At 57.6% G+C, this 16168-nt stretch carries 17 protein-coding genes; 6 read left to right on the plus strand and 11 right to left on the minus strand.

Translation table 11 applies throughout. From position 1 onward, the window contains the following. The gene (gene murJ, locus BZL43_RS10845) at positions 1 to 1539 is read right to left on the minus strand and encodes a murein biosynthesis integral membrane protein MurJ (RefSeq protein ID WP_095632307.1); all 1539 of its coding nucleotides are present in this window, start codon (positions 1537 to 1539) and stop codon (positions 1 to 3) included. A gap of 386 nt (positions 1540 to 1925) precedes the next feature. On the opposite strand from murJ, the gene rpsT reads away from it, so the two are divergent. Then, a complete protein-coding gene (gene rpsT, locus BZL43_RS10855; protein ID WP_007970922.1) occupies positions 1926 to 2204 on the plus strand; it encodes a 30S ribosomal protein S20 in 279 nt (92 codons plus the stop codon). Positions 2205 to 2401: 197 nt separating this feature from the next. Here rpsT and BZL43_RS10860 read toward each other — a convergent pair whose 3' ends face one another. The 5 genes from BZL43_RS10860 to rplU form a co-directional block, all read right to left on the minus strand. Further along, positions 2402 to 2863 (minus strand): CreA family protein, encoded by a 462-nt coding sequence (locus tag BZL43_RS10860; protein WP_095632308.1) that lies wholly within the window; start codon positions 2861 to 2863, stop codon positions 2402 to 2404. A 12-nt stretch (positions 2864 to 2875) separates the two neighbouring features. Further along, a complete protein-coding gene (gene proB / locus BZL43_RS10865) occupies positions 2876 to 3994 on the minus strand; it encodes a glutamate 5-kinase (protein WP_095632309.1) in 1119 nt (372 codons plus the stop codon). Between the two features lie 123 nt (positions 3995 to 4117). Then, positions 4118 to 5341 carry an Obg family GTPase CgtA gene (gene cgtA, locus BZL43_RS10870; RefSeq protein ID WP_095632310.1) on the minus strand — a complete coding sequence of 408 codons (1224 nt, stop codon included), beginning with the start codon at positions 5339 to 5341 and terminating at the stop codon, positions 4118 to 4120. Between the two features lie 192 nt (positions 5342 to 5533). Continuing rightward, positions 5534 to 5809: a 50S ribosomal protein L27 gene (rpmA, locus tag BZL43_RS10875; protein WP_007901871.1), complete on the minus strand. Its 276-nt coding sequence runs from the start codon at positions 5807 to 5809 to the stop codon at positions 5534 to 5536. A 35-nt stretch (positions 5810 to 5844) separates the two neighbouring features. Further along, positions 5845 to 6159 carry a 50S ribosomal protein L21 gene (gene rplU, locus BZL43_RS10880; RefSeq protein WP_007901869.1) on the minus strand — a complete coding sequence of 105 codons (315 nt, stop codon included), beginning with the start codon at positions 6157 to 6159 and terminating at the stop codon, positions 5845 to 5847. 240 nt (positions 6160 to 6399) lie between these two features. Here rplU and BZL43_RS10885 point away from each other — a divergent pair, with 240 nt between their 5' ends. From BZL43_RS10885 to BZL43_RS10895, 3 genes are all read left to right on the plus strand, one after another. Further along, the gene (locus BZL43_RS10885; protein ID WP_095632311.1) at positions 6400 to 7368 is read left to right on the plus strand and encodes a polyprenyl synthetase family protein; all 969 of its coding nucleotides are present in this window, start codon (positions 6400 to 6402) and stop codon (positions 7366 to 7368) included. Positions 7369 to 7546: 178 nt separating this feature from the next. Then, positions 7547 to 7888 (plus strand): zinc ribbon domain-containing protein YjdM, encoded by a 342-nt coding sequence (locus tag BZL43_RS10890; RefSeq protein ID WP_095632312.1) that lies wholly within the window; start codon positions 7547 to 7549, stop codon positions 7886 to 7888. 207 nt (positions 7889 to 8095) lie between these two features. Next, a complete protein-coding gene (locus tag BZL43_RS10895) occupies positions 8096 to 8353 on the plus strand; it encodes a hypothetical protein (protein ID WP_095632313.1) in 258 nt (85 codons plus the stop codon). Between the two features lie 130 nt (positions 8354 to 8483). On the opposite strand, the gene BZL43_RS10900 is transcribed toward BZL43_RS10895, so the two are convergent. The 3 genes from BZL43_RS10900 to BZL43_RS10910 form a co-directional block, all read right to left on the minus strand. Further along, a complete protein-coding gene (locus BZL43_RS10900; RefSeq protein ID WP_095632314.1) occupies positions 8484 to 9101 on the minus strand; it encodes an FKBP-type peptidyl-prolyl cis-trans isomerase in 618 nt (205 codons plus the stop codon). Between the two features lie 129 nt (positions 9102 to 9230). Further along, on the minus strand, positions 9231 to 9527 hold the full coding sequence (locus tag BZL43_RS10905) for a DUF6482 family protein (protein ID WP_095632315.1): 297 nt from the start codon (positions 9525 to 9527) through the stop codon (positions 9231 to 9233). Positions 9528 to 9736: 209 nt separating this feature from the next. Continuing rightward, a complete protein-coding gene (locus BZL43_RS10910) occupies positions 9737 to 10225 on the minus strand; it encodes a TIGR00645 family protein (protein ID WP_007901849.1) in 489 nt (162 codons plus the stop codon). Positions 10226 to 10385: 160 nt separating this feature from the next. On the opposite strand from BZL43_RS10910, the gene BZL43_RS10915 reads away from it, so the two are divergent. Beyond that, entirely contained in the window at positions 10386 to 12215 is a 1830-nt protein-coding gene (locus BZL43_RS10915) for a hypothetical protein (RefSeq protein ID WP_095632316.1), read from the plus strand. A 5-nt stretch (positions 12216 to 12220) separates the two neighbouring features. Here BZL43_RS10915 and BZL43_RS10920 read toward each other — a convergent pair whose 3' ends face one another. Beyond that, the gene (locus BZL43_RS10920; RefSeq protein WP_095632317.1) at positions 12221 to 12562 is read right to left on the minus strand and encodes a hypothetical protein; all 342 of its coding nucleotides are present in this window, start codon (positions 12560 to 12562) and stop codon (positions 12221 to 12223) included. Between the two features lie 326 nt (positions 12563 to 12888). Beyond that, positions 12889 to 15327 (minus strand): Lon protease family protein, encoded by a 2439-nt coding sequence (locus BZL43_RS10930; protein ID WP_095632319.1) that lies wholly within the window; start codon positions 15325 to 15327, stop codon positions 12889 to 12891. Positions 15328 to 15602: 275 nt separating this feature from the next. Between BZL43_RS10930 and BZL43_RS10935 the strand changes: the two genes are divergently transcribed. Continuing rightward, positions 15603 to 16091 carry a DUF3015 domain-containing protein gene (locus BZL43_RS10935; protein ID WP_095632320.1) on the plus strand — a complete coding sequence of 163 codons (489 nt, stop codon included), beginning with the start codon at positions 15603 to 15605 and terminating at the stop codon, positions 16089 to 16091. Positions 16092 to 16168 lie beyond the last annotated feature (77 nt).

Below are 16168 nucleotides of genomic sequence, written 5' to 3' on the forward strand. Positions count from 1 at the left end.
TCAGTTCAAAGCCTTGCGATTGAAGTCGCGCAAACGGAAGCCCATCAACAGCAACATGCCGAAATAGACCACCACGCCGGCGATCACCAATGCGCCCAGTCGCAGTAAACGCTCTGGCATATGCCCTTGCGCCCAAGCCGGCATAAAGTGCATTGCGCCCAGCAATACCGCGGACATCACCGCCACCGCCACCAGCAGTTTGAGACCGAACTTCGCCCAGCCCGGTTGCGGCTGATACATCTGCTGCTTGCGCAGTTGATAGAACAACAGCCCGGCGTTGATGCATGCGCCCGCGCTGATGGCCAGGGCCAGACCGGCATGAGCCAGCGGACCGATCAACAACAGGTTGAACAGCTGAGTGACGATCAAGGTGAAAATCGCGATTTTTACCGGGGTGCGGATGTTTTGTTGCGCATAAAAGCCCGGCGCCAGCACTTTGATCAGGATAATCCCCAGCAAGCCGACAGAATAGGCAATCAACGCGCGCTGGGTCATGGCCGCATCCAATGCGCTGAATTGGCCGTATTGGAACAACGAAACCGTCAGCGGCTCAGCCAGAATCCCCAGCGCCAGGGCGCACGGCAATACCAGCATGAAGCACAGGCGCAACCCCCAATCGAGGATCCGCGAATATTCATGGCGGTCCTGACTGGCATAGGTCCTGGCCAGCGTTGGCAGCAGAATCGTGCCCAGCGCCACACCCAGCACACCGGATGGCAATTCCATCAGGCGATCGGCGTAATACATCCAGGACACGGAACCGGCCACCAGAAACGAAGCAAATATGGTGTTGATGATCAGCGAAATCTGGCTCACCGAAACGCCGATAATTGCTGGCAGCATCTGCTTCATGACCCGCCAGACACCGCTATCGCGCAGGCTCAGGCGCGGCAGCACCAACATGCCGATTTTTTTCAGGTGCGGCAGTTGAAACAGCAATTGCGCCAGGCCACCCACCAGAACGGCCCAGCCCAGCGCCATGACTGGCGGATCGAAATACGGCGTCAGGAACACCGCAAAGATGATCATGCTGACATTGAGCAGGGTCGGCACGAAGGCCGGGACGGAAAAGCGGTTCCAGGTATTGAGAATCGCGCCTGCCAATGAAGACAGGGAAATCAGCAATATATAAGGGAAGGTGACCCGCAGCAGATCAGTGGTCAGCTCGAATTTTTCCGGGGTTGTGACGAAACCCGGTGCCGTGGCCCAGATGACCCAGGGCGCGGCGAGCATGCCCAGCGCGGTGACCAACGCCAATACCAGCGTCAGCAGGCCCGAGACGTAGGCAATGAAGGTACGTGTCGCCTCCTCGCCCTTCTGGCTTTTATATTCGGCCAGAATCGGCACGAAGGCCTGAGAAAATGCTCCCTCGGCGAAAATCCGCCGCAGCAGATTGGGCAGTTTGAAGGCGATAAAGAAGGCATCGGTCGCCATTCCGGCACCAAATGCACGAGCGATAAGGGTGTCGCGAACAAACCCCAATACCCGGGAAAGCATCGTGATAGAGCTGACAGCGGCCAACGATTTGAGCAGATTCATTGAAAGAGTTTTTGCCTGTCGATAAACAGCAGGCGAACAACGCGCCCACTTATGCGATACTCCGCGCCGCAACAGCACAGAGCCAAAGCTCGCGAGTTTACAGGTCGCACGCCGGAAAGAAATATCCAGCGCACCGCCCACTTGAAAACGTAGCGAGTGAAGGCAAGACAAGGCGAAAGCAGGCGAGAAAGTGAGTTGACTTCAGTCAATGAGCATTTCGAGTGAGCTTTCAACGCTGTATTGCCGAGCGCAGTAGTTTTCATGGGGTCGGAACCGGCCACTTAGCGGAACGTCTCTCCCGCCCTTGACAAGCCATCAACTCATCGGCATGATTCGCGGCCTATTTTGTTTGCTATTTCCTAAAAAGTCTTTCGAGGAGCTCGACGGTGGCCAACTCACCTTCCGCCAAAAAACGTGCAAAACAGGCTGAGAAGCGTCGCAGCCACAACGCCAGCCTGCGTTCCATGGTTCGTACCTACATCAAGAATGTAGTTAAGGCCATCGACGCAAAAGACGCTGCCAAAGCTCAAGCTGCTTATGTTCTGGCTGTGCCAGTTATCGACCGTATGGCCGATAAAGGCATCATCCACAAGAACAAAGCTGCTCGCCATAAGAGCCGCCTGAATGGCCACGTAAAGGCCCTGAACGTTGCCGCTGCTGCCTAAGCGACACGCTCATTAAAAAACCGACCTCAGGGTCGGTTTTTTATTGCCTGCGATTTCATTTATTCAGAGAGATTTGCTGCGCCCAATCTGGCGTCTTCGCGGGCAAGCCTCGCTCCTACAGGCTCGGATTGATCGCTTATTGTGCGAAAGACTCTATTCCGTAGGAGCGAGGCTTGCCCGCGAAAGCGATTCTCAGATCACTGATGAGCCCACGGCAAAATCGGAATCGCCGTCACCGCATTCTGCGGACTGCCCTCGATCAAACGATCGCTATAAACCAGATACACCAGCGTATTGCGCTTCTCATCCAGGAACCGCACCACCTGCATGGTCTTGAACACCAGAGACGTGCGCTCCTTGAACACTTCCTCGCCGTCCCTGAGCTCCCCCTTGAAGTTGATCGGCCCGACCTGACGGCACGCAATGGATGCTTCTGCGCGATCCTCAGCCAGACCCAGGCCACCCTTTACGCCACCAGTCTTGGCGCGGGACAGGTAGCAGGTCACGCCCTCCACTTTCGGATCATCGAATGCCTCGACAACGATACGGTCGTTCGGGCCAACAAATTTGAACACCGTCGACACTTGGCCAATTTCATCGGCCGAGGCCAGCAGCGGCATCGCCAATAACAAGCCCAACAATCCTTTTGCCACACGCATTCAGGTATTCCTTCAGACCAGAATCAGGTTATCGCGATGAACCAGCTCGGGCTCCGCCATGTAACCCAACAAACCGACAATCGCCTCAGACGACTGACCGATGATTTTTTGTGCCTCCAGAGCACTGTAGTTAGCCAGGCCACGGGCGATTTCACGACCGTCCGGCGCCACACAGACCACCATTTCGCCACGACGGAAACTGCCCTGGACCAGTTTGACGCCCACCGGCAGCAAACTTTTGTTGCCTTGGGACAACGCCGTCACCGCACCCGCATCCAGCACCAGCGTGCCGCGGGTTTGCAGATGCCCGGCCAGCCATTGCTTGCGCGCCGCCAGCATGCCGCGCTCTGGCGACAGCAAGGTGCCGATGCGCTCACCTGCTTTGAGACGATCCAGCACGCGATCAATGCGCCCGCCGACGATGATGGTGTGCGCACCGGAACGCGCCGCCAGACGCGCAGCACGCAACTTGGTCTGCATACCGCCACGGCCCAGCGCACCGCCCGTGCTGCCAGCCACCGCATCCAGCGCCGGATCATCGGCACGCGCCTCGTAAATCAGCTTGGCATCGGGATTGTTGCGCGGATCGGCATCGAACATGCCGTCGCGATCGGTGAGGATCACCAGCAAATCGGCTTCGACCAGGTTCGCCACCAGCGCCGCGAGAGTATCGTTGTCGCCGAAACGGATTTCGTCCGTGACCACGGTATCGTTCTCGTTGATCACCGGGATCACCTTGAGCTCGACCAGCGCGCGCAACGTACTGCGAGCATTCAGGTAGCGTTTGCGATCAGACAAATCGTCGTGCGTCAGGAGAATCTGCGCGGTATGCCGGCCATGCTCGGCGAAGCTGGACTCCCAAGCCTGCACCAACCCCATCTGACCGATGGCGGCAGCAGCCTGCAACTCATGCATTGCACTGGGTCGCACCGTCCAGCCCAGACGGCTCATACCCGCCGCTACCGCCCCGGAGGACACCAGCACCAGCTCGACACCCGCCTCATGCAGGGCAACCATCTGTTCGACCCAGACACTCATTGCCGCGCGATCCAGGCCTTTGCCGTCCGCCGTCAGCAAAGCGCTGCCGATCTTCACGACCCAACGCTGCGCACCTGTCACCTTGCTCCGCATCATCTTCAACCTTAGCTTGAGGACAGCACGACCCAGCGCTGCCCATGACGTTATTCGTGACTACTGATTTCCAGATACTAAAACGCCGCTCCAGTGAGCGGCGTTCAAGTTTATCGCAACGGATCAGTCACGCACGTAAATGATTTCCGGACCGTCTTCGTCTTCCACATCTTCTTCGTCCCAATCGTCGTCACCGATATCATGGACCGACTTCACACCACTGCGACGCAGGGCACGCTGATCGTCCAACGCCTGCAACTGGGCGCGCGCCTCGTCTTCGATGCGCTGATCGAGCTCGGCCAGCTCTTCCTTGTAGGCCGGGTCGTTAGCCAGGCGATCGGCACGATCTTCCAGGTAACGCATGATGTCATGGCAAAGACGCTCGGTGCCTTGCTTGGCAATTGCGGAGATCACGTAGACCGGACCGGTCCACTCCAGACGATCAACGATTTCCTTGACGCGAGCGTCGTGCTCTTCTTCAAGGATCTGGTCGCACTTGTTCAGTACCAGCCAGCGATCACGCTCAGCCAGGGACGGACTGAACTTGGTCAGCTCGCTGACGATCACTTCAGCAGCATCCGCAGCACTGGTGTCATCCAGCGGCGCCATGTCGACGAGGTGCAGCAGCAGACGGGTACGGGACAAGTGCTTGAGGAAACGAATCCCCAGGCCCGCGCCCTCGGAAGCACCTTCGATCAGACCAGGAATGTCCGCCACCACAAAGCTCTTCCAGCGATCGACGCTGACCACACCCAGGTTCGGCACCAACGTGGTGAACGGGTAGTCGGCGACTTTCGGCTTGGCGGCCGATACCGAGCGAATAAAGGTACTTTTGCCCGCATTCGGCAAACCGAGCAGACCGACGTCCGCCAACACCTTCATTTCCAGCTTCAGGTCGCGCTGCTCACCCGGCTTGCCCGGCGTGGTCTGGCGCGGCGCCCGATTGGTACTGGATTTGAAACGCGTGTTACCCAGACCGTGCCAGCCACCATGAGCCACCAGCAGACGCTGGCCGGCCTTGGTCAGGTCGCCAATGACTTCCTGAGTCGCGGAATCGATGACCGTAGTGCCGACCGGAACGCGCAGCACCAGGTCTTCACCTTTCTTGCCGGTGCAGTCAGTGCTGCCGCCGTTGGAACCGCGCTCGGCGTCGAAGTGTCGGGTGTAACGGTAATCCACCAGGGTGTTGAGGTTTTCGTCGGCAACCATGTAGACCGAGCCACCATCACCACCGTCACCACCGTTCGGGCCGCCGTTTTCAATGAATTTTTCGCGACGGAAACTCATGCAACCGTTGCCGCCGTCCCCGGCCTTTACTCGAATCGATACTTCATCAACAAACTTCATAACAAAACGCCTCTCGCCATACGGACGAGCCGAAAAAAACCAGACATAAGACTCTTGCAAAAATGAGCGCAGCGACCTCAACAACGACCGCAAATCCAGCGCTGGAGCCCATCACAAACAGCTTTGCAAGAGACTCACCCCACAAACGAAAAAGCCCCGTCGCAAGACAGGGCTTTTCCAGCAACTACGTAATTATGCCGCGACGACGTCAGTCTTCGGAACAATGCTTACGTAACGACGACCGAAGGCGCCCTTTACTTCGAACTTGATCACGCCGTCGATTTTAGCGAACAGAGTGTGATCCTTGCCCATGCCAACGCCGTAGCCAGCGTGGAATTGGGTGCCGCGCTGACGCACGATGATGTTGCCCGGAATGATAACCTGGCCGCCATACATCTTCACGCCAAGGCGTTTGGCTTCTGAGTCGCGACCGTTACGGGTACTACCACCAGCTTTTTTGTGTGCCATGAGTTCAATTCTCCTAGTGAGGAATTAGGCTGAAATTAAGCCTGAATACCGGTGATTTTGATCTCGGTGTACCACTGGCGGTGGCCCATACGCTTCATGTGGTGCTTACGACGACGGAACTTGATGATGCGGACTTTATCGTGACGACCTTGGGAGATCACTTCAGCCACAACGGTAGCGCCAGGAACAACTGGAGCGCCGATATTCACGTCGTCGCCATTGGCAACCAACAGAACGCGATCAAAAGTAACGGATTCGCCGGTAGCGATTTCCAGTTTTTCGATCTTCAGGTATTCACCTGGAGCAACTTTGTACTGCTTGCCACCAGTAACGATTACTGCATAAGACATGGTATTTCTCCGATAATCCTGCTCACCCAGCTCTTTATAAGAAGAGGTATTGGCTGGCATGGCTGCATAAGGCTGGAAGGCCTGTTTGCAATTGCGTAAGGCAGGTGCTGCCCAGGAAGTTCAGGGTGCGCGATTGTACGCAAGCTGCTTGAGCGTTGCAAGTGGCTGTCTATCGTGCCTTGACACCCGCCGACGTGGGTCCTAGCATGCCGCGCAACCCTTCTGGAGCAACTGTCGCTGATGCAACCCCAAGCTTTTTACCGCGCGGTGGCGGACGATTTTAGCGCCGTCGACGGCATCATCAAGAAACAGCTGACTTCCCGAGTGCCGCTGGTATCGAAAATCGGCGATTACATTACCTCGGCTGGCGGGAAACGCCTGCGCCCGTTGCTGGTACTGCTGTGTGGCAAGGCACTGGGCCGCGAAGGCGATGACCTGCGCCTGTTGGCCGCGACCATCGAGTTCCTGCATACCGCCACCCTGCTGCATGACGACGTTGTCGATATGTCCGGCATGCGCCGTGGCCGCTCGACCGCCAACGCCATGTGGGGCAATGCGCCAAGCGTGCTGGTGGGCGACTTCCTGTATTCGCGCTCTTTCGAAATGATGGTCGAACTGGGCTCCATGCCGGTCATGAAGATCCTTTCCCAAGCCACGCGAATTATCGCCGAGGGCGAAGTGCTGCAGCTGTCGAAGGTCCGCGACGCCAGCACTACCGAAGAAACCTACATGGAAGTCATTCGCGGCAAAACCGCGATGCTCTTCGAAGCCTCGACCCACAGCGCCGCCGCCCTGGCCGGCGCCACGCCGGAACAGAGCGAAGCATTGCGCACCTTTGGCGATCACCTTGGGGTGGCGTTCCAATTGGTCGACGACCTGCTGGATTACCGCGGCGATGCCGAAACCCTGGGCAAGAACGTCGGTGACGATCTGGCCGAAGGGAAACCGACGCTGCCGCTGATCTACACCATGCGCGAAGGCACTGCGGAGCAGGCTGCACTGGTTCGCCAGGCGATTCAGAAAGGTGGTATCGAAGATCTGGAACGCATTCGTGAAGCTGTTGAAGCGTCCGGCTCGCTGGATTACACCGCTCAACTGGCCCGCGATTACGTGGCCCGGGCGATCAAATGCCTGGACGCCCTGCCCGCCAGCGAATACCGCGATGCGCTGGTCGAGCTCAGTGAGTTTGCGGTCGCCCGCACGCATTAATCTGCGCCCTGTAGGAACGAGGCTTACCCGCGAAGAGGCCGTGTCAGTCGACATAAGTGTTGTCTGTTACGCCGCCTTCGCGGGCAAGCCTCGCTCCTACAAATCATGTGTCGCCCCCTCCCCGTATAAACCCTATATAATGTGCGCTTTTTAGCCATCCTGAACCCAAGGAGCTTTAGTGAGCACTTTGCCACCCTGCCCGAAATGCAATTCCGAATACACCTATGAAGACGGCGCACTGCTGATCTGCCCGGAGTGCGCCCACGAGTGGTCCGCCAGCGGCGAAGCTGAAGTGGCTTCCGATGACACTGTAAAAAAGGATTCGGTCGGCAATGTGCTGCAGGACGGCGATACCATCACCGTGATCAAGGATCTCAAGGTCAAAGGCACGTCGTTGGTGGTCAAGGTCGGCACTAAGGTCAAGAACATCCGTCTTTGCGATGGCGACCACGACATCGACTGCAAGATCGATGGCATCGGTCCGATGAAACTCAAATCCGAGTTTGTCAGAAAAGTCTGAATCTGCCGTATTCCATCCCGCGCTTAGCGTGGGATGGTGCTTTCCCCTCCCCCATCACCAAGTATTTCCCGCGCGGGTCACCAAAGTCCAGTCGCTTTGACAGCCCAACCATTTCCCCGCAGAAAAAAACACAAACCGCCAATAGGCCCTTGCTATTTGACGAATAAGAATTATTCTCATTGAACCCTGTCAATGGAGATGAGACTCATGACTTATTTGATCGATGCCTGGCTGGACCGCCCACATCCCTATCTCAGAATCCTGCATCGGGAAACCGGGGAAGTCTGTGCGGTGCTTGAAGAAGAAGCGTTGAACGAGCTGCAGGATCAGGGGGATCTGGACGTCAACGGCCTGAGTTCCAGCGAGCCGGTGGTGCTCAAGGAACTGGTGCGTAACCTGTTTCTGTTCTGCTATGCCCGGGCGTTGCGCCCGACCAGCGATCTGAACCATAAGATCGAACTATGAGACAACGCAAAAAACTGTGGGAGCGAGCCTGCTCGCGATGGCATCACCTCGGTTTCACAGAAAAACCGGGTTGACTGCATCGCGAGCAGGCTCGCTCCCACATTAGCCCGTCATAACGACAGGCCGGGCGTTACAGAACGTCGAGCAGTTCGACGTCGAATACCAATACGCTATGCGGCGGAATGCTGCCAACGCCTTGAGCGCCGTAAGCCAGTTCGCTCGGCACGTACAGGCGCCATTTGCTGCCGGCGTTCATCAGTTGCAGGGCTTCGGTCCAGCCAGCGATGACGCCGCCCACCGGGAATTCTGCAGGCTGGCCACGATCGTAAGAGCTGTCGAACACGGTGCCGTCGATCAGCGTGCCATGGTAATGAGTGCGCACTTGATCTTCACGGGTTGGCTTGGCGCCTTCACCTTGGGTCAGCACTTCGAATTGCAGGCCGGAAGCCAGCGTGGTGATGCCTTCGCGCTTGGCGTTTTCTGCCAGGAAAGCCAGGCCTTCGCCAGCAGCGGCTTCAGCCTTGGCTGCAGCTTCGGCTTGCATGATTTCGCGGATCACCTTGAAGCTGGCGGACATTTCTTCCTGACCCACACGGCTTGGCTTGCCGCCGAACGCGTCGGTCAGGCCAGCCAGGATCGCGTCCAGGCTGACGCCCGGCGGCGGATTGTCACGCAGCTGGTCGCCCAACTGACGGCCGATGCCGTAGCTGACGCGGGTTTCGTCGGTGGACAGATTTACTTCGGACATGACACTGCTCCGCTGTGGGGCACGCCTGAAAGGTAAATATTCTTACAGCACTTTCAGAAGAGCCCTTCATAAAAAAGGGCGAGCAGACTAGCACAGATGCCGTCACATTGATGAACGGCATCAGCGCTGTCACACGGAACGGAAGGTGATCGGTACTTTCAGGCTTTCCTCGGTGCTGGCACCGCACATTTCGTCATGGACCGAGGTATGCACAACGTTGAACGACAACTTGGGAAAGGCGTGAAGTACATCACGTGCATGCTCGACCGAGCGCAGCTGCAATGTTTGCCCGTGGGCATCGAGCAATCGATGCGACGCGCCATGCACCCGGGCCTCCAGCACGTAGAACACGCCTTCCATCGAGATCAGGTTCAGCTCATCAACCTTTCCGGCGACGGCATATGCATTCAATTCTTGCAAAGTCATAAGCGCACCTCACGCAGTGACGAGCCAGTATTTCTACATGGATATGCCTCGACGCGCCAAAGCACAAGCTACAAACAACACCGCCCGTCTGTTTCCCCCCCCTTTGCAGGAGCGAGGTTTGCCCGCGTAGGCGGCGTAACAGGCAACACTTCTGTCGACTGACACGGCCTCTTCGCGGGCAAGCCTCGCTCCTGCAAAGGATGTGCAGATCAGTGCTTGGTCAGCTTGTCCAGATAGCCCATGGCGAACGCCGACACCACGAACGTCATGTGAATGACCACGTACCACTTCAAATGCTCGGGATCGACGTTCTTGGCGTCCATGAAGATCCGTAGCAGGTGAATCGACGAAATCGCCACGATGGACGCCGCAACCTTCATCTTTAACGAGGACGAATCCATGGTGCCTAGCCAGTTGAGCTTTTCCTTGCTGTCGTCGATATCCAGCTGAGACACGAAATTCTCGTAACCGGAAATCATCACCATCACCAGCAAGCCGCCCACCAGCGCCATGTCGATCAGCGACAGCAGTACCAGAATCAGATCCGATTCGGCCATCGAGAATACGTTAGGGATGACGTGGAAGACTTCCTGGAAGAATTTCAGTGCCAATGCCAGCAAGCCCAGGGACAAACCGAAATAGATCGGCGCCAGTAACCAGCGGGAGGCGTACATTGCATTTTCGATAAAGCGTTCCATTGAATCTCACACAAGCGGCTGGAAATGGCGGCGAGTATAACAGCCACCTGTTACACCCAGAAACCGCCGAAAAATCCGTAACCTGCGTGTGTGTGACAAATTTTTTCTGCTAGTGTCCAGATGATTGACAGGTCAGCGACATCGGACAGGAAGACTGGAAATGGATGGGCGATTGCCGTTAACGAGTGCCGGACTTTGCTTCGCATTATTGCTCGGCGGCTGCTCTCCCAGCGATGAGAAACGCCAGGTCAGCCTCGAAGAAAAGATCGTACAGTTCGAACAATCCCTGGAGATGATCGAGGACCCCAAACTCAAGAATGCCGTGGCCGAGTTAGGCGGCTCCCTATTGTTACTCGAGCGCGCGCAACTCAAGCTCGATACCAAACCAGCGCTCACCGAATACGGCGAAGACGCCCTCGCCGTGCTCAAGCACTATCCCGTGCCCCAGGCGCTGGTCGACACCTACATCAACGGCCTGTTCGTGCTGCACAAGGAGACCAGCTCGGATTACCTGATCGACTTGCAACCGGTATTCCCCTTCAACTTCAACATTCCGGGCATGTTCTTTTTTCCTCACGGCCTGGAATGGCAATCGGTAACCCTGAGCAACAAGCGCGTTATCCCGTTCCAGCCCGAATGGTCGGAAACCGATCCCGGCATTCAGCTGAGCCCGTCGAGCTCCAACCTGAACCAGCCCGATGATTTGACGGTGACCTACCCCTTCATTGAAGACCTGACGGCGGACAAGAAGAGCCAGCCACAACCGGTGAGCCTGCAAGGCAAGGTGGAAGTCATCGCCCCGCGCCGGCTCTACAGCTTCTACCTGACGAAGAAGGACATTGGCCAGTCTCGCACTCACGACAATCTGAGTGTCACCCTGCTGAAACTGACCCAGAACTACGCTGAGATCGAATTCAGCAACAGCGCGCCGTTGGCTCCCGAGTTACGCGACATCTCACTCAACCCACTGATCGTTCAGGCCAGGGATGTCACCGGGCAATACCTCTCTCGCTCAGGTGCGATCAACGAAACCGCCGCGCAAATTGCGTTTTATCAACAACAACTGGCGCAGATGCAACAGCAGAAGGCCTGGAGCGAAGCGTTCGAAAAACAGCTCGATGACGAACAGCGTGCGTTTGAACAACAACAAACCCGGCATTACACCAAGGTCTACTTCAACGGCCCGATCGACACCGTCGAAGCCACCTTGCTGGACTTCTCGGCGGTCGCGGTAACCCGCAAGGAACTGGACCTGCCAATACGCCGCTTCGACCCGCACACCACGAAAAAAACCATTCAGCCGCTGACCTTGCCAGTGGTGGTGTATGACGACCAGGCTGCGACCTGGCTCAAGGGCGCAACGTTGAGCGAGGAGCAACTGAAAAAAAGCATCAGCATCAGTCAGTCGGTCGATGACCCAAGTGCCGCGCGCATCGAATTCAATCACCCCAGAAGCTTCAATGACGAACTGCTCGGCACCTCTTTCAATCCCGGCGAAAGCCCGGTGACGTTCTTTACCCAAGACCGCAAGGGCCAGCGCGATGGGCCGATCGAGCTGCCGCCGCAGGCGTATCAGGTCGATCCGATACGCGGCGTCATCACCTATGATCTGACCCTTTTTGCACAAACACCGGCCTATGCCGTGGGTTCCATGCCGCACTTTCTGGCGACCATCGACCCGCAAACATACGACGCCCGCCAGTTACCCAAAGGCCTGGTGCTCAAAGGGAATGCGTTGGTGGTGGATTTGAAACTGTTTCCCGCTCAGGACTGGCGTTTTTTTGCCAAAGACGACAGCGGCAATTATCTGAAAGAAATTCTGTCAGTCAGCCACGACGCGAGCGCGCAAGGCCCGGCGTTATTTTCAGTGCATTACTTCTATGGCCAGCCCACACGTCTGGAAACTTATCAGCGAACCAACCTCACCACCGTGCAATATGGGTTTGAGGTCAAACTCGAGAAGGCTGAGCCAGGCAACCCTGGGCAATAGCCTGTTCAGTGATCAGGCCGAAACTCGGGTCCGCTAAGGTTGCGGTAACGGCCTCCATTGATCTCTCGCAACTGGGCTTGCAAATGCAGGCACCAGATTTGCGGATCATCGGCGAGCTCGTAACCATGCAGAGTCAGGCTTTCAACGATGGTGTCGAGGATCGATTCCGCCACGACCGGCCCACGAAACGGGCCTTGGGCCTTGATGGCAGAAGGCTGCTCGCCGGCCATGCCGGCGGCGAAGAGCAAGGTCCACATCCCCGTATCTCCCGCCAGCGGGCGGATAGCGCATTCGATACGGGTCACAAGGCCCAGGCATTGACGGGTGAGACAGAGGTTGCGCGACATGGCGGCGACCCTCGGTAGATCCGGTATTCAGCCTCCACGGGAAGGCTGTCTCGATCCAGTGATTACTGTCGATATCCTTGAGCAGATAATAGAAGAAAAGTCTGGCTCGCACGCGAACCGGCATCAGAAGGTGCCGAGTGGTCACTGCGCAAATATTGACGCCAGAATTATGGCAAGCGGACTTACCGCCGTTGGGCCGGCAAGCGGCCCGGAAAGCGTGAAGCGGTTTATCAGAAAGACCGTATCAATCGATTTTACGACTGCCTCGCAGCCGAACGGGGGCAAGCCCCCTCGCCACAGGGAGCTTACCACTTTTGGCGGACAACTCAGGCCGGTTTGATTTCCAGCATCGCTTCCTGCGCCAATTCCTTTTCGGCTTCCTTGAGGTCTTCCTCACTGATCATTTCCGCAATCACCCGCAAGCGCTCCACTACCCGCGCGTTGATGCTGCCTTCAGGGAATGCGCCATTCTCATCCGGCGCGCCGGCTGGCTCGCCGACCAACAGGCTCAGCGCCTCGTCGGCCTGGCGCACCGCATAGACATGAAACTGCCCAGCGCGCACCGCCGCCAGCACCTTCTCGTCGAGCATCAGCGTAGCGACGTTGGCCTGAGGAATGATTGCCCCTTGCTCACCGGTCAAACCACGGGCTTCGCAGAGCCGGAAGAAACCTTCGATTTTTTCGTTGACCCCTCCCACCGCCTGCACTTCACCGAACTGATTGATCGAACCGGTAATTGCGAAACACTGCTTGAGCGGGGTTTTCGACAAGGCCGAGATCAGCGTGCACGCTTCGCCAAGAGACGCGCTATCACCGTCGACGTAACCGTAAGATTGCTCCAGGGCGATGCTCGCGGAAATCGCCAGCGGGAATTCCTGGGCATAACGGCTGCCCAGATACCCGGTCAGGATCATCACGCCTTTGGAGTGGATCGGCTGGCCAAGGTTGACCTCGCGCTCGATGTCGACGATGCCGCTGCCTCCTGGATAAACCGTGGCAGAAATCCGCGCCGGTATCCCGAAAGCCGAATCGCCGACTTCCAGTACCGTCAGCCCGTTGCACTTGCCGACAGCCGCGCCGTCAGTGTCGATCAGGATGATCCCTGCCAGCATGTCATCGAGAATCCGCGCTGAAACGCGCCCGGTGCGAGTGGCCTTGGCCTTGAGCGCACGCTCGATGTGCCCGGCGTCGGTCATGTTGTCACCCGCCAGGTCGCGAATGAAATCCGCTTCGCTGACCAGTTGGAACAAATCGCCGATCCGCGCCGACAATCGCCCCTGGTGTTCGGCCAGACGCGCGCTGTAAGTCGCCAGACGCGCCACCGCATCGGCGGTCAGCGGCGCCATGCCTTCCTCGGATGTACGGGTTTTGAGCAACTGAGCGAACTGCTCCAGGCTCTCGTCGACCATCGGGATGTCTTCGTCGAAATCCACCAGGACACGGAACATCTCCTGGAAGTCCGGATCGAGATCTTGCAACGTGTAATACAACTGCCGGGCGCCGATGATCACGACTTTGACCTGCAACGGAATGTGTTGTGGTGTCAGCGTCACAGTGGCCAGCCGGCCCAATTCACCCAGCGGCGATTCCATTTTCAGCTTGCGCGATTGCAGGGCACGCTTGAGCGCATCCCAGACGAACGGCTCACTGAGCATTTTTTCCGCTTCGAGGATCAGGAAACCGCCGTTGGCCCGGTGCAGCGCACCCGGTCGCAGCTGCCGATAGGTGGTGTAGAGCGCGCCCTGATCGGTGCTGTATTCGATGCGGCCAAACAGGTTGTCATAGGTCGGGTGCGGTTCGAACACCACCGGCGCGCCGCCGCTGAACGGATGACCGACCACCAGGCTTGGGGCGTATTGCTCTTCGAGCAATTTGCGGGCGATGGCGTCGGTCTTGCTGTCGTCGACCAGTTGCTCGACCACCGTCTTGAGCAGGTACACCTGCATCGCTTGCAGGTAACCGCAAACGCCTGCGTTTTCCGCGTACTTTTCCGACAGTGGCGCCAGCAATGGCTGCAAGGCCAGGGTGATGGTTTCTTCGTTGAGCTGACGCAGTTGATTGCTCGACTCGCGCTTCCATTGCGGCAAGCTGGCGAGTTCTTCGTTCAACCGCTCTTCCAGCCCGGCAATGTCATCATGGAAACGTTCGCGCTCGGCTTCCGGCAACTGGGCGAATTCCGCCTCATCCAGTGCCTTGCCTTCGCTCATCGGGGTGAAGGCGATGTTGCTGCTGTCGCGGTAGAGCGCGACCTCTTTCTCCAGCGCCAGACGCTCGATCACATCCAGGGCACGGTCATAACGCTGATTGAAAGCGCGGTCGATGGCGCTTTTCTTCTGCTGATAGGACGGGTGTTCGAATACAGCCGGAAAGGTCGCCAACAGGTTGTCGATCAAACCGTTGATGTCGCCGATGAAGGCACCGGCGGTGCCAGACGGCAATTCCAATGCACGCGGCTCGCGCGGCTCATCGAAATTATTGACGTAAACCCAATCCGCCGGGGTCTGCAGGCGTTTGCCTTCAGCCTTGAGGTAGCGTTTGACGAACGAAAACCGGCCAGTGCCGGGCTCGCCCATGACGAATACGTTGTAACCGGGGCGTGGCATGGCCACACCGAACTGCAAGGCTTCGACCGCACGTTCCTGGCCAAGCACACCGCGGAAGGGCTCCAGATCATTGGTGGTAGAGAAGCTGAACTGTTCAGCGGAAAACGGACGGGTCAGCGCTTCAGGCGCTAAACGCAAGCTGGCAGCAACAGGATCAGGCATCGGGCTTCCTTACATCAGGCGGGGCAGATAGCGGCATTCTGGCGCTGCCCGCACCTCACTGGCAAGGCGCGCCTCGAGCCAAAGCTCTGACAATCCCTGCGCCTTCGCCCTGGAGGCTCAAAATCGGTGTTTTCAACTAATGTTTCGCAAAAAGTAACGGAACCCGCCGAACCTGCCTAAACTCCAAACTGCGCGGCTGGATGATAACCGGCCCACTGGCACCATTAGGGGGCCAGCACCTTGTCCATTGGTATGCACACAAAGAGAACATAGCTATGAAACGGATTCTTCTCGGTACTCTCTTCACCGCTGTATCCATCAACGCCATGGCTCAGGCGCCAGGCGGTCCGGACTGTGGTTGGGGCAACATGCTGTTCGAAGGTCAGCGTGGCACCCCGGCACACTTCCTGGCATCCACCACCAACGGCACTTCCGGTAACGCAACCTTCGGCATGACCTCCGGCACCAATGGTTGCTCGACCAATTCGGCGCTGACCTATGGCGGCAAATCCTGGATTGCCATGAATGGCATGATGAACGAGCTGTCCGAAGACATGGCTAAAGGTCAGGGCGAAGCGCTGACCACTTACGCCGTGGTACTGGGCGTGGCGCCGGAAGATCGTGCGCACTTCGCCGCCGTGACTCATCAGCACTTCCAGCAGATCTTCAGCAATGCTGACGTGACCGCTGATGACGTGCATACCAACACCTTGGCCGTGCTGAAAAGCGACCCACGTCTGGCCAAGTACGCCACTCAAGCTTAAGCTCGACCGGCCCGCTCTCGTTGGGGAGCGGGTTTTATTTTTTGAACCTGACCCTTTTGGCCTGCCCCTCCGGGTCT

The sequence above is a fragment of the Pseudomonas sp. PICF141 genome, from assembly GCF_002286815.1.
In the GTDB taxonomy this organism is placed as follows: Bacteria; Pseudomonadota; Gammaproteobacteria; order Pseudomonadales; family Pseudomonadaceae; genus Aquipseudomonas.

Coding starts and splice junctions, on each gene's coding strand:
- murJ (WP_095632307.1), bottom strand. CDS start 1,539: ATGAATCTGCTCAAATCGTTGGCCGCTGTCAGCTCTATCACGATGCTT.
- BZL43_RS10860 (WP_095632308.1), bottom strand. CDS start 2,863: ATGCGTGTGGCAAAAGGATTGTTGGGCTTGTTATTGGCGATGCCGCTG.
- proB (WP_095632309.1), bottom strand. CDS start 3,994: ATGCGGAGCAAGGTGACAGGTGCGCAGCGTTGGGTCGTGAAGATCGGC.
- cgtA (WP_095632310.1), bottom strand. CDS start 5,341: ATGAAGTTTGTTGATGAAGTATCGATTCGAGTAAAGGCCGGGGACGGC.
- rpmA (WP_007901871.1), bottom strand. CDS start 5,809: ATGGCACACAAAAAAGCTGGTGGTAGTACCCGTAACGGTCGCGACTCA.
- rplU (WP_007901869.1), bottom strand. CDS start 6,159: ATGTCTTATGCAGTAATCGTTACTGGTGGCAAGCAGTACAAAGTTGCT.
- BZL43_RS10885 (WP_095632311.1), top strand. CDS start 6,400: ATGCAACCCCAAGCTTTTTACCGCGCGGTGGCGGACGATTTTAGCGCC.
- BZL43_RS10895 (WP_095632313.1), top strand. CDS start 8,096: ATGACTTATTTGATCGATGCCTGGCTGGACCGCCCACATCCCTATCTC.
- BZL43_RS10900 (WP_095632314.1), bottom strand. CDS start 9,101: ATGTCCGAAGTAAATCTGTCCACCGACGAAACCCGCGTCAGCTACGGC.
- BZL43_RS10905 (WP_095632315.1), bottom strand. CDS start 9,527: ATGACTTTGCAAGAATTGAATGCATATGCCGTCGCCGGAAAGGTTGAT.
- BZL43_RS10910 (WP_007901849.1), bottom strand. CDS start 10,225: ATGGAACGCTTTATCGAAAATGCAATGTACGCCTCCCGCTGGTTACTG.
- BZL43_RS10915 (WP_095632316.1), top strand. CDS start 10,386: ATGGATGGGCGATTGCCGTTAACGAGTGCCGGACTTTGCTTCGCATTA.
- BZL43_RS10920 (WP_095632317.1), bottom strand. CDS start 12,562: ATGTCGCGCAACCTCTGTCTCACCCGTCAATGCCTGGGCCTTGTGACC.
- BZL43_RS10930 (WP_095632319.1), bottom strand. CDS start 15,327: ATGCCTGATCCTGTTGCTGCCAGCTTGCGTTTAGCGCCTGAAGCGCTG.
- BZL43_RS10935 (WP_095632320.1), top strand. CDS start 15,603: ATGAAACGGATTCTTCTCGGTACTCTCTTCACCGCTGTATCCATCAAC.